Source organism: Variovorax boronicumulans, from assembly GCF_009811375.1.
Lineage (GTDB): Bacteria > Pseudomonadota > Gammaproteobacteria > Burkholderiales > Burkholderiaceae_C > Variovorax > Variovorax boronicumulans.
This window is the reverse complement of record NZ_BKDH01000001.1, coordinates 722,162-740,654: the sequence shown is the minus strand read 5'-3', so window position 1 is coordinate 740,654 and position 18,493 is coordinate 722,162. Positions and strand designations below refer to the sequence as shown.

Genomic DNA, 18,493 nt, shown 5'->3' with positions numbered 1-18,493 from the left:
CTTCGGAAACACAGCGCAGCCGCTCGGCTGGCCGCGCACGATAGGCGCCTGTGAACGAGAACGACGCCCGGAGCGGCGCACGCGCATGGCACCTCGGCTCCGGCGAGCTTCCAACGGGGAAGGCCTTCAGCCATTGGAGACTTTCAGCGGCGTCATCCCCATCATGGCCTCCATCACCTTGCGGCTGGGCCACAGGTCGGCGATCTCCGCCGCGGTGGCTTGCACGTCGGGCGCGATGGCGGCGATGCGCTCCGGCGGGAGTCGCGCCACGGGGCCGGCCACGCTGACGGTGCCGATGGCGCGGCGGCTTTGCGGATCCACGATGGCGCAGCCCACCGCGCATGTGCCTGGCTCCCCTTCCTCGATGGATGTGCCATAGCCGCGCTCGCGCGTTAGCGCAAGTTCGGCAAGCAGGCTGGCCTCGTCGCGCACGACGGGCCGGCCGAACCGGGAAGGCACGACGAAGCCCCGCGCCTTCACCAGGGCCACGGCCTGCGCGTCGTCCAGGGTTGCGAGCCAGGCCTTGCCGGTCGACGTGGCGTGCAGCACCACGGGCTGACCCATATCGGGGTCGTAACGCAGGCCGGAGAGCGCGCCCTGGGCTTTGGCGATCCAGATCAGCGCGTCGTCTTCCACCAACGCCAGGCGAACCAGTTCGCCGGTGCGCGCGGCGAGCCGGTCAAGGGAGGGCTGGCAAATCTCCGTGATGCCGGAGGCCGCGAGAAAGCGAAAGCCGATGGCGGCCAGTTTCACCGTCATACGGTAGCGCTGGCTGTACTCATCCTGCACCGCCAGCCCCCGCCTCACCAATATGGACAGCAGTCGGTGCACGGCGCTCTTGGGCAGTTCCAGTCGCCGCGCGACCTCGCTGATTGGCAGCCCTTGGGGGTAGTCGGCCAGCAGCGTGAGGATGTCCAGCACGCGCTCGATCATGTCGCCAGTGGCCACAAAAATCTCCATCTATTTAGAACAGGGTTCCAATGTAGCACTGAGACCCAAGCCAATATCAAGGGATATCCCGCATGACGAGGCATAGTCAAGTCACTACATTGGAACGTCGTTCTATGTGAGGTCGTCTTTATGAATGCCATTCCCTACGCGGCAGCCGCGACTGTGATGCAGGCGGACCCCCGACCGCCGGGCTTCTGGGCGCGTTTCGCCTGGTTTGCGCCAGCCGTCGCCGTGCTGCTCGCCGTCACGCTCTATCCCACGGTCGTGGTGCTTTGGCTGAGCGTTCACCGCACGCGCCTCTATGAAGTGGTGCAAGGCGTGGGCCTGGCGAACTATGTCTCGGTGATCTCTTCTCCCGCCTTCCTTGAACTCAGCCTCAACTCCCTGCTGTACGTGTTCGGCGCGCTGGCAGTGGTGCTGCCTCTGGGGCTGGCCAGCGCCCTTGCACTGCAGAACATTGCGCGCGGCGCTGCATATGTGCGCACCCTGCTGTTGCTGCCCTGGACGCTGTCCATGGGCGTGGTGGGCTGCTTCTGGCTGTGGCTGCTCAATCCCTCGTACGGGCCCATGAGCTACCTGATGCGGTCCCTGGGCATGGAGCCCGGCCTGATGCTGGGCGATCCTTCGCTGGCGCTCCTTCTCGTCATCTTGGTCACCGCGTGGTGGTCCTTCCCCTACGTGATGGTGATGATGAGCGCCTCGCTGCAAAGCATCCCGGCAGAACTGTATGAGGCGATCGACATCGACGGGGGTGGCCTGCGCGCGCGCCTGCGCCACGCGGTGTGGCCGCACATCGCGCCCACGCTGGGCAGCACCGCGCTGGCGCTGGGCATCCTTTATCTCACGCTCATCACGCTGATCCTGGTGCTCACCGGCGGCGGGCCGCTGGGCTCGACCGCAACCTGGAGCTTCGAAGTGTTCTCCAGCGCTTTCCGCTCGGTGGACCTCTCGCCCTCGTCGGTCATCTCCGTCGTGGTGCTGGGGGTCAACCTCTTCCTTGGTTACCTTTACACGCGGCTCACCGGCCGCGTCTCGGGCTGAACATCATGCATATCCGACGTTCCGAAAAAATGCTGTCCTGGGCCGTGCTGACGGCCCAGGTACTGGTCGTGCTGATCCCGCTGTCCTGGGCGGTGCTCACCTCACTCAAGAGCGAGGCCAATGTCATGGCCTACCCGCCTACCTTCTTCCCTAGCGAGCCGAGCCTCTCGGCGTACAAGGCGGTGTTCCGCAACGAGACCTTCGGCTCCGACCTGTTCAACTCGGTGCTGTACGCGGTCGGCGCGGTTGTGCTCGCCGTACTGCTGTCCGCGCCTGCCGGCTACGCGGCTTCACGCTTCGAGTTCCGCGGCAAGCGCACCGTGATGATGCTGATCCTGTCCACGTCCATGATTCCCGGCGTTGCGCTGCTGGTGCCGACGTACTTCCTGCTGGACGCGCTGGGCCTCTTGAACAACGCGGCGGTCATCATCGTGGTGCAGGCCGCGCGCCTTGTGCCGCAGACGGTGTGGTTCATGCAGAACTTCGTGGACGCGGTGCCGCGCGAGCTGGACGAGGCGACCCAGGTGGACGGCGCCAATCACTGGCAAACCTTCACAAAAGTCATCTTGCCGTTGGTGCGGCCCGGTATCGCCGCCAGTGCCGTCATCGGCATGGTCACGACCTGGAATGACTACATCACCGTGGCCGCGTTCGCGCCTGAGGTAGCGCACCGCACGCTGCAGGTGGCCCTGGTCAACCAGGTGTTCGACAGCATCGGCATCACCTGGTCGTACGTCATGGCCTACGCCGTGGTGTCCTCCCTTCCCATCGTCGCCATCTTCGTGCTCGCGCAGCGATGGTTCATCAGCGGCCTGACCGCCGGCGCTGTCAAAGGCTAGTTCGCCACACGTGCACTTAAACCAGGAGACAAACATGAACGAGCAGAAACCAGCAAGCATGAACGAACAGAAATCAGCGCCCCGTACGAGCCGGCGCATCTTCCTGGGTGGCATGGCTGCCATTCTGGGCGCACCCGCAGGCCGGGCCTTCGCCCAGACCACCGAGACCATCGCCTACGACACCTTTCTCGACCCGGCCAACACCAAAGACCCGCGCGCGGCGGCGCAGACGCAGATGATCGCGGCTTTCGAGGCCAGCCAGCCGCGTGTGAAGGTACGCGTGGTGGTGGACCCCGCCGGGCAGAACGGCGTACGCGCGGCGCGCGCCAAGTCGGACAGCCCCGACGTGATCCGCGTGAACAACTTTCAGATGCCCGAGTTCGTGTCTACCGGCTCGGTGCTGGCCATCGACGAGCTGATCGCGCGCGACAAGGTGGACACCACGGACTGGCTGATCGGCATGGACCAGACCCGCGTCAACGGCAAGATCTGGGGCTTGCAGCAGGACTATCGCATCCCGATCTACGTCTACCGAAAGAGCAAGTTCGAGGAGGCAAAGATTGCGACGCCGCCGCGCACGTACGCAGAAGTGAGCGCGCTCGGCCCGCTGCTGACCAAGCAGAACCAGATGGCCTACGGCGTCCCTATCGGCCTGAGCGGCGGGATCGGCGGCGCGCAGGCGTTCATGGAGTTCATCGTGAGCTCCATCGTTGCGGGCAACAGCGACCCCTTCTTCGCGCCCAGCGGCCGCGAAATTGGCTTCAGCGACAAGCGGCTGTTGCTGGCCGCCACCATCGTCAAGGACCTCTTCCAAAAGAAAGCTGCGACGCCTGTGAGCCTTCAGTTCGCGTACAACGAGCTCCAGGATGGGATGCGGGCGGGCACGGTGGCATCCGCCACCTTCGGGCTGTACCGCTATCGAGGCCTGAAGGCAGCCGTGGCCGACGATCTGGCCTGGGCGCCGGCGCCTTCGGTGGAGCCCGACGACAAGCACGCGGTGTACGGCTTCCAGATGTGCATCAATCGCCATTCGCCACGCCAGGGTGGCGCGTGGGAGTTCGTCAAGTTCATGGCCAGCCCGGCAGCTCAGGCGATCGCCGCGCGAGGCGGCGAAGTGGTGGCGCGCGCCAGCGCCTACAAGGATGCCTATTTCAAGACGCCGGAAGCCGAAGACCAGCTGGGCTGGAAGGCACTGGTGGAAAAACGCGGCCGCATGGTGAACTACTCCATGATCCAGTCGACCTTCAACCAGATCTGCGGCGAAGCCTTCCAGCGCATGATCCTGCGTGACCTGGCGCCCGCAGCCGTGGTGCTCGAGGTGCGCACCCGCTACACCGAAGCGCTGGCCAAAGCATGATCCCGCATGTCACCGGAACAACCCGACTCTATGGGTTGGTGGGCGATCCGCTGACGACAGCCAAGTCGCCCGAACTATTGAACCGGCTCTTCATCGAACAGCGCGCAGACGCGGTTTGCGTCCCGTTCGCGGTCAAGGACAATGACCTGCCCGCATTCGTCACCGGTGCACGGGCGTTGGGGAACCTTTCCGGCGTGCTGGTCACGATGCCCCATAAGCAGCGGATGCTGTCCTTTGTCGACGAACTGCATCCGACTGCGCGTCAGGTTGGCGCAGTCAACGTCATCCGCTGCGATGCGGATGGACGTTGGGTCGGTGCCATATTCGATGGCCTCGGTTGTGTGCTTGGCATGCAGTGGGAAGGCAATGACCCGGCGAACAAGTCCGTTCTTCTCGTCGGTGCCGGAGGTGCAGGCAGAGCCATCGCATTTGCAGTCGCTTCCGCGGGCGCCCGTGCCTTGTCCATCTTCGATGTCGACGAGCGACGCGCCGACGAACTCGCCACCTCCGTCGCCGCCGCAACCGGTTGCACCACGCGTTCCGGTTCAGCCGATCCACGCGGATTCGAGATCGTCATCAACGCCACGCCGCTGGGTATGCACGCGAACGATCCCATGCCCGTGAATCCCGAACGGCTGGATCCCGGCAGCATCGTCGTGGACATCGTCAATGCACCCGAGCCGACGCCGCTTTGCCGCGCCGCCGATGCACGCGGGTGTCGCACCCAAGGCGGACGCCCGATGCATGAAGGGCAGGCGCTGCATGCCCTTCGTTTTCTTGGATTCGATTACCGACCCGACGGCAAGTCACTACCGGACGGGCCCGAAACCACGCAGTTGTGGCCATCTGAATGAAAGGAAGATGTCATGAATAGGCTTTCCAGGTTCGCCGCAGCATTCCGCGCGGCTGGCTGCACGAGGGGAGAATACGCATGAAAGTTGCATTGCTGGAAGCCAGCCATTGGCATGTCCCACTCTATCTTGATGCGCTCGAGACACCCGGGATCGAGGTGGTCGCCGTTTCGGATGCGGAGCATGTCAAGGGAGAAGCAATTGCCGCGCGATTCGGGAGCAGGCTGTACTCGTCGCCCTATGAACTGCTAGAGCGCGAGGAAGTCGATTTCGCGTTTGTGTTCGGTCGGCATTCCGAAATGCCGAAGCTCGCCGAAGCGGTGATTGCGCGGCGAATTCCATTTGCGCTGGAGAAGCCCTGCGGCGTCAACATGTCGCAGGTGACCCGGCTGCGAAAACTGACCGAGGAAGCCGATCTTTATTGCGCGGTACCGCTCATCTTTCGCATGAGCGACCTGCTCAACGCAGTCAACGGTGCCGAGGGCCGTGTCCCGTCGGACTTCAACTACATGTCCTTCCGGTTCATCGTAGGGCCACCCGGACGTTACGAAGCTGCAGGCGCAGGCTGGGCGCTCGATCCCGCGTTTTCCGGCGGCGGATCCACGATCAATGTCGCGACGCACTTCATCGACCTCTTCAGATTGCTGACCGGCAAGGAAGTCACACGCGTCTCGGCGACCATGAACGCCAGGACGCACCGACGTGAGGTTGAAGACTATTCGTTGCTGACGATGCAAACCGAAGATGGCGTGATCGGTCTCGTGGAGACCGGCTACAGCTTCCCCAGTACCCCTGACGAGCAGCGCGAGTTCTCGTTCACCCTTGCATCCGATCGCATGTACGCGAAATCGGGCCCCGACCGGATCGAGTTCCGCGACCGAACCAATCTTGCCGCTGGCACCCGGAGTCTGCGTCTCGAACTGGACACGGACGCCTACTACCCCCTGTTCGTCAAACGGGTCCTTGCCGAATGTCGCACGGGTGCGAAGCCGATCGCGTCATTGCGTGACGCCGAGGCAATGATGCAGATCATGGACGCGGCCTATGCTTCGGCTCGGCAAGGCGGCGCGCTCCAGACTCTTGCGCCGATTGCTGCGTGATCAGACCAACCGCCCATCCATCGCCACCTGCGCCAGCGCCGTGCATCTCGACAGCACTCGCTGACCAATCAACTGAAAGGAAATCCGATGAGCAAGACTGCGCGATACCCAGGTCCCTTGCCGCTTGACCAGGCGAAATCCAAGTTTGTTCTCACCCCTCTGGACGACCGCCGCTTTCATCGGGATGGTCCTCGCTCGAATGTCGAGTACCGGGATCTCGGAATGGCGGAGGCTTCGAGGGGCCGCATCAGCGCCAAGCACATCCGCGCTGTCCAGCCGTTCGGCAAGGAGACCGGCTGGCATTGGCACGACATGACCGCGCACTTCGTGTACGTGCTGAAAGGCTGGGTCGAATTCAGGTTTGACGGCATGCCGGAACCGGTGACCGTCGTTGCCGGCTCCTGCCTCAGTCAGCCCGCCGGAGTGGCGCACAACGTCATTCGCCAGTCTGACGACCTCGAGCTGATAGAGATCAACACGCCCGCGGACTATGTGACGGTCGAATGTTCTCCCTGAGCAGCCGCGGCGCATCCTCGCCTCCACTCCCGGATTTCGGAAAGATCAGCTGCGTCGCAAGTCTTCGTGGCGCTCGAAGAGCGTCGCCGCCCGGTCGATGAAGACACGCACCTTCGCACTGAGGTACGGTCGTCGATCGCCCTGCCTCCCGCAACGATCCCAACATCCCGTCTTTCACGGCGAAGCTGCGCTGGCCGGCTGGAAGGGGGTGGTCGATGCCATGCACGCAGCCGGCGGCCGCATGGGTCCGCAGCTCTGGCATACCGGTTCGGCGCGCTACACCGGGTGAGAACCCGATTCGCCGGTGGAAAGCCCGTCGGGCCTGGACGCACCGGACAAGCCGCGCGGTGAAGCCATGACCGAGGAAGCGATCGCGGACACCGTGGCGGCGTTCGCTGCAGCCGCGGCAGATACCAAGCGCCTGGGCTTCGATACCGTGGAAATTCATGGTGCACACGGCTATCTCATCGACCAGTTCTTCTGGTCCGGCACCAACAGGCGCATCGATCGGTATGGCGGCGCCACACTCAAGGAGCGTTCGCGGTTCGCCAGCGAGATCGTGGCCGCCACCCGCAAGGCGGTGGGTCCCGACTTTCCGATCATCATGCGTGTCAGCCAATGGAAGCAGCAGGACCTGACCGTACGTCTCGCGCCCACCCCCAAGGAAATGACGGATTGGCTGCTGCCGCTCGTGGAAGCTGGCGTGGACGTGTTGCATTGCTCGCAGCGGCGTTTCTGGGAGCCGGAATTTCCGGAGCTCGACGGCGAAAACGGCCTGAACTGCGCGGGCTGGGCCAAGAAGCTGACCGGCGCAACCACGATCAGCGTGGGCTCTGTCGGCCTGGACGGCGACGTCCTGAACGCCTTTGCCGGCAAGGGATCGAAAGCGGCGAGCGTGCAGCGATTGGTCGAGCGCATGGAACGCAACGAATTCGACCTGATTGCCGTCGGCCGTGCATTGCTCGGCGATCCGCACTGGGTTTCGAAGATTCAATCGGGCGATCACAAGAACCTGAAGGGCTTCGACGCCGCCGCACCGGGTGCGCTCGTCTGATGCAACTGCGACGCTGATCGCAGAGCGCTAATCGGCCGCTTTTCAATTAGTGGCCGAAGCCTTCTTCAGTGCCAGATCGAGCCCCCTCGACATCCCCTTTTCCCCATGTCGCAAGCCCCGGACATGGCTTGATGTCATTCATTCCACTGCTGAAATGCGCATCAGGCACTCCCCAATGAGCGCATGCAATGCGCTGGCATTTCGGCTCCCAATCAACTGGTGCACCTTGGCTTGGGCCACGCTCCAGTGAGGCATGCCCTCGGCACACTTGCCGCGGCCCGCAGCGGTGATACGCACGCTCCGAGTGCGCCCGTCAGTACCCGGTCCAAGATCCACCCAACCTGTCAAGATGAGGGGCTTGAGAGTGCGTGTCAGCGTTGATGGAGAGAGCGACATCGTCTCGGCCAGATCGCAGGGGCGCACCGGCCCGCGTGCCAGGACTTCCGTCAACAGCCGGTACTGCGTGATTCTGAGACCGACCTTGCTAAGTTCCGCGTCATAGTGATGCCTGATCAGGCGAGCGAGTTGATGCGCCTTGGTGTAGGTGCAGGCTGACCGCTGAAGGCTCGCGGCAGCCGCCGCGCTTGCCTGCGGTGCAGAGAGCGTTTGCATCAGCGCACTTGCAGGAGTGGCTCGCCGAGACAGCATCGGCGTCGGCTGTCAGGATGCTTTGGACGGCTTTGCAGGGGTCTCGTCCAATGCGTGCGTCTGGTCGATGAAGCGGCGGCTGGAGGCCAGGATTTCCTTGCGGGTGCGCTCCGATTCGACCGCACGGGACAGCACCAGTGCGCCGACGCACTGGGCAATCAACGCCCATGCCGCATCCGGGTCGCCGATGCGCGAACTCCAGCTTTTCTGCAGGCGCTTCAATCCGTCTTCGACCGCCGCACGCACCTCGGGCCCCGCCCTTGCGATCTCCGGCCCGAGGGCCGGCAGGACGCATCCGGTTTCGGGATGCAGCGCGTGGTAAGAACTCAGGTAGCTGCGCAACCGCTTGGCGACGTGGTCGGGCGGAGAGTCGCGGTCTCCGGCCAGCATGTCGGTGCTATTGGAGATCTCGTGTTCGAGGAGCTCGGCGAACAGCGCCTCCTTGGACGGGAAGTGTCCATAGAAAGCGCCCCCGGTCAGGCCGATGCTCGCCATCAATTCATCGACGCCGGTGGTGCCGAAGCCGCCCTTCTTGGCGATGGCGCGGGCATTCGCGAGCAGCTTCTTGCGGGTTTCCTCTTTGTGAGTGGACGGATAGCGCATGAGTTGGCCTCTGCAGATCGTGGAGGCGCCCATCATAGCATGCCACTCGTTTGATAAACGATCGTGATTCCATCGCGGCCCCCTGGGCTCCACATCAAGGGTTTCCCCCTGCCGCAAACCCGCTCCAGCGTGTTGACGCTGCCCTCGCCGCAAAACTATATTGCACTACCGTTTATCAAACGATCGTTATTTAAAGTAAGGCGGACGAAGCGATGGCCATGAGGAACTCTCGCCCGCCCTGCGCCTGAACCGCGGCGAGCCGCTGCGCCAACCTGTCTAGCCAACCCCTGGAGTCTGACCATGAGAGAAGCCGTCATCGTTTCCACCGCACGCACGGGCATCGGCCGCGCGTTTCGCGGCGCATTGAACAACATCAAGTCGCCGACCCTGATGGGCCATGCGATCCAGCATGCCGTCCAGCGGGCTGGCATCAATCCCGGAGAAGTGGAGGACGTGGTCGTCGGCAGCGCGATGGCCGCCGGCACCGCGGGCATGAACATCGGGCGTCTCGCGGCGCTTGCGGCGGGACTGCCGCAGTCGGTTCCGGGACAGACGATGGACCGGCAATGCGCATCTGGCCTGATGGCCATCGCAACGGCGGCCAAGCAGATCATCGTCGACGGCATGGACGTGACCGTGGGCGGTGGCCAGGAGAACATCTCCGCCGTGCAGAATCCTTTCGTCAAGTGGGTGGGTGAAGAGGCCGACCCGCTGCTCATCGCGCGCGTGCAGCACGCCTACATCCCGATGCTGAACACGGCCGAGATCGTGGCAAAGAAGTACGGCATTTCGCGCGAGTCGCAGGACGCGTATTCCGCGGAAGCGCAGCGCCGCACCGCCCTGGCGCAGGAGCGCCATCTGTTCGATGACGAGATCGTGCCCATCACCGCGCGCATGGCCGTGGCCGACAAGCAGACGGGCGCGATCAGCTACCGCGACGTCACGCTGGACCGCGACGAAGGCAATCGCCCCGACACCACGCTCGAAGGCCTTTCCATGCTCAAGCCGGTCATCGAAGGCGGCGTCATCACCGCGGGCAACTCGAGCCAGCTCTCGGATGGCGCATCGGCCTGCGTGCTGGTGGAGCGCGCAGTTGCCGAGCGCCGCGGGCTCAAGGCCCTGGGCACCTACCGCGGCATTGCGGTGGCCGGCCTGGCGCCCGAGGAAATGGGCATCGGCCCGGTCCTGGCCGTGCCCAAGCTGCTGAAGACCCACGGGCTCAAGGTGAGCGACATCGGCCTGTGGGAATTGAACGAGGCCTTCGCCTGCCAGGTGCTGTACTCGCGCGATCGCCTGGGCATCGATCCGGAAAAGCTGAACGTCAACGGCGGCGGCATCACGATCGGGCATCCCTATGGCATGACCGGCTCGCGGCTGGTAGGGCATGCGCTCATCGAAGGCAAGCGGCGCGGCGCGCGCTTCGTCGTCGTGACGATGTGCATCGGCGGCGGCATGGGCGCTGCGGGCCTGTTCGAAGTGGCTTGAGGCAAGGAAGATCACGATGACCTATCAGGCCCCCATGCGGGACATTCAATTCGTGCTGCACGAAGTGCTCCAGGTGCCGGCCATGCTGGAGGCCTGCGGCCAGCCGGAGCTCGACGCCGAAACCATCGACCAGGTGCTCACCGCGGCCGGCCAGTTCGCATCCGAGGTGATCGCGCCGCTCAATGGGCCCGGAGACGAGCACGGGTGCAGCATGCCCTCGCCCGGCGTGGTGCAGACGCCGCCGGGCTTCAAGAAGGCCTATGACGAGTTCACGAAGAACGGCTGGCCCGGACTGGCGTGCAGCCCCGAGTTCGGAGGCCAGGGCTTTCCTTCGGTCGTAGCCAATGCGGTCTACGAAGTCTTCGGCGGCGCGAACATGGCGTGGTCGTCTTACCCCGGCATGTCCCATGCCACCTACGTGAACGTGGCGGCCAACGGATCGGAGGAACAGAAGGCACTCTACCTGCCGAAGATCGCCTCGGGCGAATGGGCCGGCACGATGTGCCTGACCGAGCCGAACGCCGGCACCGACCTGGGCCTGATGCGAACCCGTGCCGTGGCGCAGGCCGATGGCAGCTACAGCATCACCGGCAGCAAGATCTTCATCTCGGGCGGCGAGCAGGACCTGACCGACAACATCATGCACCTGGTGCTGGCGCGCATGCCGGACGCGCCGCCCGGCGTGAAGGGCATTTCTCTTTTCATCGTTCCCAAGTTCCTGCCCGATGCGAGCGGCGCCGCCGGGGCGCGCAATGCGGTGGTCTGCGGCTCCATCGAGCACAAGCTGGGCATCCACGGCAACTCGACCTGCACCATCAATTTCGACGGCGCGACCGGCTGGCTGCTGGGTGCGCCCAACAAGGGTCTGGCGGGCATGTTCGTGCAGATGAACCACATGCGCGTGCTGGTCGGCATGATCGCCATCGGGCTGATGGAAGCTGCCTACCAGAAGGCTCGGGCCTATGCGAAGGAGCGCCTGCAGGGCCGTGCCAGCGGCGCGAGATCTTCCAGTGAGGTGGCCGACCCGATCATCGGGCATGCCGACGTGCGCCGAATGCTGCTCACGCAGAAGGCGAACATCGAGGGCGCACGTGCCCTGGCGCTGTGGACGTCGCAGCTCAGTGACGTGCAGCGCCTTCACCCCGACGTCGCTCAACGCGACGAGGCGGCCGACCTGCTGGGCCTCTTGACCCCGCTCGTCAAGGCGCTGTCCAGCGACCTCGCGGTGGAGTGCACGCTGCTCGCCATGCAGGTGTTCGGTGGGCACGGCTACATCCGCGAGAACGGCGTCGAGCAGCATCTGCGAGACGTGCGCATCGTGGGCCTTTACGAGGGCACGAACGGCGTGCAGGCCATGGATCTGCTCGGGCGCAAGGTGCTGGCCGACCAGGGCCGGCAGATGGGCGCCTTCCTGGACATGGCCCGCGCATTCGCCGAGACCTGTGGCCCGCGCGAGGCGATGCGCGAATTCGCGGAACCGCTCGCCGGGTTGGTCGCTGAAGTGAGGCAACTCACAAGCAAGCTCGTTGCCACATCCGCGCATGACCCGCACGCGGCTGGGGCCGCCGCTGTGCCTTATCTGCGCCTGGTGGGGCATGTGGCCCTCGCATGGACCTGGGCCCGCATGGCCGAAGTGGCGTTCAGGCACGCCGAGTCGACCGATCCAATCTATGCATCGAAGATCGCCACCGCCCGCTTCTACTTCCAGCGGCTCCTGCCGCAGACGGCGGCGCTCTGCGGCGAGATCCGGGCCGGGTCTTCGGCATTGATGGAACCGGCGATCGATCTCTTCTGACCGCGCGGCATGTACCACCTGAGCCGCTTCGCAGTTGCCACGCCCGACAAGGTGGCGGTGCACTTTCTCGAATCGGGCGAGGCGTTCAGCTTCTCACAGCTGGAACGCGAGGCGAACCGGGCGGCCAACGCCTTGCTGTCGCTCGGCCTGAAGCGGGGCGACTGCATCGTGCTGTGCATCGAGAACGCGCCCGCTTTGCTCTTTCTTGCACTCGGCGCGCAGCGTATCGGGCTGTATTACGTGCTCGCCTCGACGCGGCTGTTGGCTGCGGATTTCGAATACATCGTGAAGGACTCGGGGGCGTCGGTCGCGGTCGTGTCGTCGGCCTGCATGAGCGCCGAAACGGTTTGGTCGCTGGACCTGGGTGGCGCACGGCGCGTCGGGATCGGCTTTGCGGATTCGGCCATCGAATCCTGGGATGCGCGCTTTCTGGCTGCGCCGGGCGAGCTGCCGCCCGTGCTCGCGCCAGGACGCGAGATGCTGTATTCATCGGGCACGACCGGCCGGCCCAAGGGCGTGCGCAAGCCGCCATTCGAGGGTGACTTCGATGCCGTCGACAACCGCAACGCCGCGGTGGCGCGCGCATTCGCGCTCGACGCCTCGTCGGTCTATCTGTCCACCTCGCCGCTCTATCACAGCGCGCCCAATCGGTTCCTCTCGGCTGCGATCCATGCCGGTGCCACCAGCATCGTGATGCCGAAGTTCGACGCCGAGCGCGCGCTCGCAGCCATCGCGCGCTTCGGGTGCACGCATTCGCTCTGGGTGCCGACCATGTTCCATCGCCTTCTGCGACTGGAAGGCGATGTACGCAGCCGCTACAGCACGGCCTCCATGGCCCAGGCGGTTCACGGCGCGGCGCCCTGCCCGGTGCACGTCAAGCAGGCGATGATCGACTGGTGGGGGCCGATCCTTCAGGAGTACTACTCGGGCACCGAGGGCATCGGCTCCACGGCCATCACGTCGCGCGAATGGCTCGAGCACAAGGGCTCGGTCGGCCGAGCGACCGACGGCATCCTGCACATTTTGGATGACGCCGGCCGTGAGCTGCCCACGGGCGAAACCGGGAACGTCTACTTCGAAAGCGATGTCCAATTCGAGTACTGGAACGATCCCGCCAAGACCCGCGCGGCGACGAGTCCGCAGGGCTGGCGCTCCTTCGGCGACATCGGCCATCTCGATGATGAAGGCTACCTCTACCTGACGGACCGCAAGGACTTCGTCATCATCTCGGGCGGCGTGAACATCTACCCGCAAGAGATCGAGAACGTGCTGCTGCAAGACCCCCGTGTCGCAGATGCCGCGGTCTTCGGGGTGCCGAACGAGGAATACGGCGAAGAAGTCAAAGCCGTCATCCAGCCGGCACATTCGGATTTCACGGGCACGGGGATCGCCGATGCGCTGAAGGCACGCTGCCGCGAGCTGCTCGGTCCGCTCAAGGTGCCGAGAAGCATCGATTTCGAATCCGACTTTCCCCGGCACGCGACCGGCAAGCTCTACAAGAAACTGCTGCGCGATCGCTACCTGGCCTAGAGGGTGCGAGCCAGCCCGCGGGGCAGCGAGCCGGCGGATGTCCAGGGCTAGGCCAGCGCCGGCTCCAGGAACCCGGCGAGGCGCTGCACGATCAGATGCTCAGCTTCTTCCATGATGCGGTCGATCAGTTCCTGCACCGTCGGAATGTCGTTGATCAGGCCGACCACCATGCCGCAGCTCCAGGCGCCGGCATCCATCTCGCCTTGCAGCATCACGCGCGGGTAGACGCCCGCGACCTGGTCGATGATGTCCTCGAACTTGAGATCGGCCCCCTTTTCCTTCTCGATCCGGATCAGCTGCTCGACCGATGAATTGGTCAACACGCGCTCGGTGTTGCGCAGACCGCGCATCACGAGCCGCGTATCGAGCTCGGTGGCCGCGACGATGGCGTCCTTCACGTTCTGGTGGACCGGCGCTTCCTGCGTCGCCACGAAGCGCGTGCCCATGTTCATGCCGTCCGCGCCCAGCGCCAGGGCCGCCACCAGGCTGCGTGCGTCGGCCATGCCCCCGGAGGCCACGAATGGAATCTTCAGTTCCTCGGCGGCCCGGGGCAGCAGGATCATGTTGGGCATGTCGTCCTCGCCCGGGTGTCCGCCGCACTCGAAACCGTCCACGCTCACGGCGTCGCATCCGATCGCTTCGGCCTTCAGCGCGTGGCGCACCGAGGTGCACTTGTGGATCACCTTGATGCCGGCCTTCTTGAGCGCGGGCATGTAGGCCTCGGGGCTGCGCCCGGCCGTCTCGACGATGCGAACGCCGCCCTCGGCAATCGCCGCGATGTACTCGGGGTATGGCGGCGAGGACAAGGTCGGCAGGAACGTGAGGTTGACGCCAAAGGGCTCGTCCGTCATGTCGCGGCAGCGCGCGATTTCCTTGGCCAGGAGCTCGGGGGTTCTTTGGGTCAGGCCCGTGATGAGCCCGAGCCCGCCGGCATTGGACACGGCCGCGGCCAGCTCCGCAAAGCCGACGTAGTGCATGCCGCCCTGGATGATCGGGTGGCGAATGCCGAAGAGTTCAGTGATGCGTGTTTTCATGTGTCTTTCACCAGGTTTCCATGTAGGGGCGCAGGTCCATCTCGAACGTCCAGGCGTCTCGAGGCTGGGTGTGCAGGTACCAGTAGTTCTCCGCGATGTGCTCGGGGTTCAGGATGCCGCCCTGCTCCTTGAGCGCGTAGCGTTCCGGGAAGTTGCTGCGGATGAACTCCGTGTCGATGGCGCCGTCGACCACGATGTGCGCCACATGGATGCCCCGCGGGCCGAGCTCTCGCGCCATGCTCTGGGCCAGTGCGCGAAGGGAATGCTTGGCGCCGGCAAAGGCCGCGAAGTTCGCGGAGCCGCGAATGCCCGCCGTCGCGCCGGTGAACAGAATCGTCCCGCGTCCCCTCGCAACCATCCTGCGCGCGACCTCGCGCGCATTCAGGAACGCACTGAAGGCGGCCATCTCCCAGATCTTCATGTACTTGCGCCCCGTTTCCTCCAGGATGCTGCTGGGCACGTTGGCGCCGATGTTGAAGACCATCACCTCGATCGGGCCGCGCTCCTTCTCGATCTGGTCGATGAGGGCCACGACCTCTTCCTCCTTGCGCGCGTCGCTGCCGTAGCCGAACGCCTGGCCGCCGGCCTTGCGGATGCGCTCGACAGCGGGCTCCAGCTTGTCGGCCGATCGCCGTGTCAGGCACGCGACGTAGCCTTCGCGGGCAAAGCGCGCGCCGATCGCGCTGCCGGTCGCGTCGCCCGCACCGATGACGAGGGCCACGCCGCGGTGGTTGGCTGATGGGTCCATACGGTCTCCTTTAAAAAACGTTCGTTAGGTCATTGCACGTTAATCACTGAACGTTCGTTTGTCAATGAGGAATGAAGTCCAGTGAAACCCCGTTGACGGTGGCGCGTTAATCACATAGCTTTCGTTAACCAAACGTTCGTTTAATTAAAGGAGCCATGAATGCGCAAGTCGGTTGATTTTTTCTTCGATGTCGGCAGCCCGTCTTCTTACTTGGCCTGGACGCAGCTTCCCGCGCTATGCGGCAGCCACGGCGCCGAGCTCGTGTACCGGCCAATGCTGCTCGGCGGCGTCTACCAGGCCACGGGCAACGCGTCACCGGCCACCATCCCCGCCAAGGGCCGCTATACGCAGATGGACTACGAGCGCCATGCGCGCCGCTATGGCGTTCCCTTCCAGGGCAATCCGCACTTTCCGGTCATCACGCTGTTCCTCATGCGTGCGGTCACCGGCATTCAGCTGCGGCGCCCCGAGCAGTTGCAGCAACTGCTCGGCTGCGTGTTCAAGGCACTGTGGATCGACGCGCTCAACTTGAACGATGCGCAGCTCACGGCCCGCATTTTGGCCGAGGGCGGATTCGATCCCGCCGAGATCGAGCGCCTGACGCAGGATGCCGAAACCAAGACGGCACTGAAGGCAACCACGCAAGAGGCCGTCGAACGCGGCGTGTTCGGCGCACCCACGCTATTCGTCGGCGACCAGATGTTCTTCGGACAGGACCGCATGGACTTCGTTCGCGAAGCCCTGTCCTGAGCCGCCGCCAACCGCATGAAGGAAAAACTCATGGAACACCGCCCCTGGCATGCCTCCTACCCCGCAGGGCTTCCCCGCGAGATCGTCCTGGACGACAGTGAAACCCTCGTCAGCTTGCTCGAACGCGCGTTCACGAGGCACGGGTCCAGGACGGCCGTCACCTGCGCCGGAGAATCGCTGAGCTTCGCCCAGGTCGAGCACGCGTCGGCGCTGCTCGCGCGGTCCCTGCAAGCGGCCGGGCTCAAGCGCGGTGACAGAGTCGCCCTTCTGCTGCACAACAACCTCATCTACCCCGTGGCTTTGGCCGCCATCCTGCGCGCGGGCATGGTGGGGGTGACCATGAACCCGCTCTACACGGCACGCGAGCTGGCGTACCAACTGGCCGATTCGGGGGCGTCTGCACTGGTGGCTGCCGAGTCGTTCATGGGTGTGGTCACCGAGGTTCTCGGCCAGACACAGCTTCGGTATGTCATGACCGTGCCGATGCAACAGGTGAAGCAGGCATTGTTCGCGACGGGCGGCGATGCAGGCGCGCCAGCTGCGAACGATGGGCCTCGCGTCGTCGGTTTGCGCGACGCGACCGCCGCGCTACCGGACGCCGAATTTGCCAGCGAGCATGTGCGTCCCTCCGATCTGGCTTTTCTGCAGTACACCGGCGGCACGACGGGTGTTTCCAAGGGCGCTTGCCTGACACACCGTAGCGTGCTTGCCAGCTCGCTGCAGATGCGGTCATGGCTGGGGTTGGCACTCGACATTGACAACTTCGAGATCGTAACGCCGTTGCCGCTGTATCACATCTTTCCGCTCGGGATGGCTTTGACGGCCCTTGCCAGCGGCGCTCACAACCGCTTGGTCATCAATCCGCGCGACGCCCAGGCGCTTTGCGCCGAACTCGAGCGGGCGCCCTTCGACATGCTGATCGGCGTCAACACAATGTTCAATGCCTTGGTGACGTTGCCCGAGCTGTCCAGCATCGACTTCTCCCGCTGCAACGTGGTCATCGGCGCGGGTGCCTCGATCCAGGCCGCCGTTGCAGCCAAGTGGGTTGCGGCCGGCGGCCCACCCATCACCGAAGCCTATGGGCTTACTGAAACGTCGCCCAGCGCTACCTTCAATGCGCCGGGGCGCAACGGCACCATCGGCGCGCCTGTGCCGTCGACCGACGTTCTCATCGCCGACGAGGCGGGCGAACCGGTGCCGCTCGGCACGCCGGGTGAACTGCTGATCAAGGGCCCGCAGGTCTTCGCGGGCTACTGGAACCGCGAGGAAGAAACGCGCAGGTCGTTCACGCCGGACGGCTGGTTCAAGACCGGCGACATCGTCACCATGGATGCGCAAGGCCTGATGTACATCGTCGACCGGAAGAAGGACATGATCCTGGTCTCCGGCTTTAATGTCTACCCGAACGAGATCGAAGGCGTGGTCGCCATGCACCCGGACGTGCTCGAATGCGCGTGCGTCGGGGTGCCTGACGAGCGCTCGGCGGAGGCCCCGCATCTCTTCGTCGTTCGCCGCGTACCTGGGCTGAGGGCGGAAGAGTTGGAAGCGCATTGCCGCAAGCTCCTTGCCGCATACAAGGTGCCTCGCCACATCACGTTCCTCGAGTCGCTGCCCAAATCAGCAGTGGGGAAAATTCTGCGCAAAGAGCTGAGGCCAATTTCCAGCGGTGCCACGGACGCGGCACCCAAGGTTGAAGTCGCCGGATGAGTAGCTGAATCGACGTATGTACGCGGCTCGACTGGAGTGCTGGACCGCACTGCAGATGCATTTTCAAGTCCAGGCATCTCGGCTGTTTGCGAAGTCCTTCGCACACTTTCCGACGTAAGGCCGGAGATGGCGTAACGCGATCTCTGATCCTACCGCCGCATACAGCCCTTCGGGTTCCAGCAAACCGCAGCGCGCGGAAGCGGCACTCTCACTTTCGAAGCATCGGACCTCGGCCCGTCGGGGCGTTCGTTTGGCTGCGGATCGCCCAACAACGACACGGATGTCCTCTATGAGCGGCACAAGGTTGTCATGTGGCCGGCATCGGCAACCTCGACGCGCAAGCCGGAGGCCACACGGGTCACGTACCCCGCCAATGTGTGGGGCTTCGCTCGTGATGATTGGGCTCACTGCGCAGCACCGACGCACTGCGTCCATCTGTTGCCGTAGCGTGCGGGAGTCCTTCCGACGGCTATACCCCATCCGC

The 18,493-nt window shown here is 64.5% G+C and carries 17 protein-coding genes; 12 read left to right on the top strand and 5 right to left on the bottom strand.

Annotation, left to right across the window (positions count from 1 at the left end; translation table 11 throughout):
• Window positions 1-126: 126 nt before the first annotated feature.
• The gene (locus tag VHAB30_RS03525) at window positions 127-933 is read right to left on the bottom strand and encodes an IclR family transcriptional regulator (RefSeq protein WP_159278266.1); all 807 of its coding nucleotides are present in this window, start codon (window positions 931-933) and stop codon (window positions 127-129) included.
• A gap of 147 nt (window positions 934-1,080) precedes the next feature.
• Between VHAB30_RS03525 and VHAB30_RS03520 the strand changes: the two genes are divergently transcribed.
• The 7 genes from VHAB30_RS03520 (at window position 1,081) to VHAB30_RS03490 (ending at window position 7,709) form a co-directional block, all read left to right on the top strand.
• The gene (locus tag VHAB30_RS03520) at window positions 1,081-1,992 is read left to right on the top strand and encodes a carbohydrate ABC transporter permease (protein ID WP_159275836.1); all 912 of its coding nucleotides are present in this window, start codon (window positions 1,081-1,083) and stop codon (window positions 1,990-1,992) included.
• Window positions 1,993-1,997: 5 nt separating this feature from the next.
• Window positions 1,998-2,831: a carbohydrate ABC transporter permease gene (locus VHAB30_RS03515; protein ID WP_159275835.1), complete on the top strand. Its 834-nt coding sequence runs from the start codon at window positions 1,998-2,000 to the stop codon at window positions 2,829-2,831.
• Between the two features lie 34 nt (window positions 2,832-2,865).
• Window positions 2,866-4,188 carry an ABC transporter substrate-binding protein gene (locus VHAB30_RS03510; protein ID WP_159275834.1) on the top strand — a complete coding sequence of 441 codons (1,323 nt, stop codon included), beginning with the start codon at window positions 2,866-2,868 and terminating at the stop codon, window positions 4,186-4,188.
• Entirely contained in the window at window positions 4,185-5,042 is an 858-nt protein-coding gene (locus VHAB30_RS03505; RefSeq protein WP_159275833.1) for a shikimate dehydrogenase family protein, read from the top strand. Before VHAB30_RS03510 ends, VHAB30_RS03505 begins: the two co-directional genes overlap by 4 nt.
• Window positions 5,043-5,119: 77 nt before the next feature.
• The gene (locus VHAB30_RS03500; protein WP_159275832.1) at window positions 5,120-6,139 is read left to right on the top strand and encodes a Gfo/Idh/MocA family protein; all 1,020 of its coding nucleotides are present in this window, start codon (window positions 5,120-5,122) and stop codon (window positions 6,137-6,139) included.
• Between the two features lie 87 nt (window positions 6,140-6,226).
• Window positions 6,227-6,655: a cupin domain-containing protein gene (locus VHAB30_RS03495; protein WP_159275831.1), complete on the top strand. Its 429-nt coding sequence runs from the start codon at window positions 6,227-6,229 to the stop codon at window positions 6,653-6,655.
• Between the two features lie 304 nt (window positions 6,656-6,959).
• Entirely contained in the window at window positions 6,960-7,709 is a 750-nt protein-coding gene (locus VHAB30_RS03490; RefSeq protein WP_235926421.1) for an oxidoreductase, read from the top strand.
• Window positions 7,710-7,847: 138 nt separating this feature from the next.
• Here VHAB30_RS03490 and VHAB30_RS03485 read toward each other — a convergent pair whose 3' ends face one another.
• Window positions 7,848-8,321 (bottom strand): MarR family winged helix-turn-helix transcriptional regulator, encoded by a 474-nt coding sequence (locus VHAB30_RS03485; protein WP_159275830.1) that lies wholly within the window; start codon window positions 8,319-8,321, stop codon window positions 7,848-7,850.
• Window positions 8,322-8,369: 48 nt separating this feature from the next.
• Entirely contained in the window at window positions 8,370-8,960 is a 591-nt protein-coding gene (locus VHAB30_RS03480) for a TetR/AcrR family transcriptional regulator (RefSeq protein WP_159275829.1), read from the bottom strand.
• A 300-nt stretch (window positions 8,961-9,260) separates the two neighbouring features.
• On the opposite strand from VHAB30_RS03480, the gene VHAB30_RS03475 reads away from it, so the two are divergent.
• The 3 genes from VHAB30_RS03475 to VHAB30_RS03465 are packed head-to-tail and all read left to right on the top strand — an operon-like array spanning window position 9,261 to window position 13,770.
• Window positions 9,261-10,445 (top strand): acetyl-CoA C-acyltransferase, encoded by a 1,185-nt coding sequence (locus VHAB30_RS03475; protein ID WP_159275828.1) that lies wholly within the window; start codon window positions 9,261-9,263, stop codon window positions 10,443-10,445.
• 16 nt (window positions 10,446-10,461) lie between these two features.
• Window positions 10,462-12,240 (top strand): acyl-CoA dehydrogenase C-terminal domain-containing protein, encoded by a 1,779-nt coding sequence (locus VHAB30_RS03470; protein ID WP_159275827.1) that lies wholly within the window; start codon window positions 10,462-10,464, stop codon window positions 12,238-12,240.
• 9 nt (window positions 12,241-12,249) lie between these two features.
• Window positions 12,250-13,770 (top strand): AMP-binding protein, encoded by a 1,521-nt coding sequence (locus VHAB30_RS03465; protein ID WP_159275826.1) that lies wholly within the window; start codon window positions 12,250-12,252, stop codon window positions 13,768-13,770.
• Window positions 13,771-13,817: 47 nt separating this feature from the next.
• Here VHAB30_RS03465 and VHAB30_RS03460 read toward each other — a convergent pair whose 3' ends face one another.
• Both VHAB30_RS03460 and VHAB30_RS03455 read right to left on the bottom strand, forming a co-directional pair.
• Window positions 13,818-14,804 carry an NAD(P)H-dependent flavin oxidoreductase gene (locus VHAB30_RS03460; RefSeq protein WP_159275825.1) on the bottom strand — a complete coding sequence of 329 codons (987 nt, stop codon included), beginning with the start codon at window positions 14,802-14,804 and terminating at the stop codon, window positions 13,818-13,820.
• Window positions 14,805-14,811: 7 nt separating this feature from the next.
• Window positions 14,812-15,552 carry an SDR family oxidoreductase gene (locus VHAB30_RS03455; RefSeq protein ID WP_159275824.1) on the bottom strand — a complete coding sequence of 247 codons (741 nt, stop codon included), beginning with the start codon at window positions 15,550-15,552 and terminating at the stop codon, window positions 14,812-14,814.
• Between the two features lie 159 nt (window positions 15,553-15,711).
• On the opposite strand from VHAB30_RS03455, the gene VHAB30_RS03450 reads away from it, so the two are divergent.
• Entirely contained in the window at window positions 15,712-16,302 is a 591-nt protein-coding gene (locus VHAB30_RS03450; protein WP_159275823.1) for a 2-hydroxychromene-2-carboxylate isomerase, read from the top strand.
• Window positions 16,303-16,317: 15 nt separating this feature from the next.
• Window positions 16,318-18,009 carry an AMP-binding protein gene (locus tag VHAB30_RS03445; protein WP_235926420.1) on the top strand — a complete coding sequence of 564 codons (1,692 nt, stop codon included), beginning with the start codon at window positions 16,318-16,320 and terminating at the stop codon, window positions 18,007-18,009.
• Window positions 18,010-18,493 lie beyond the last annotated feature (484 nt).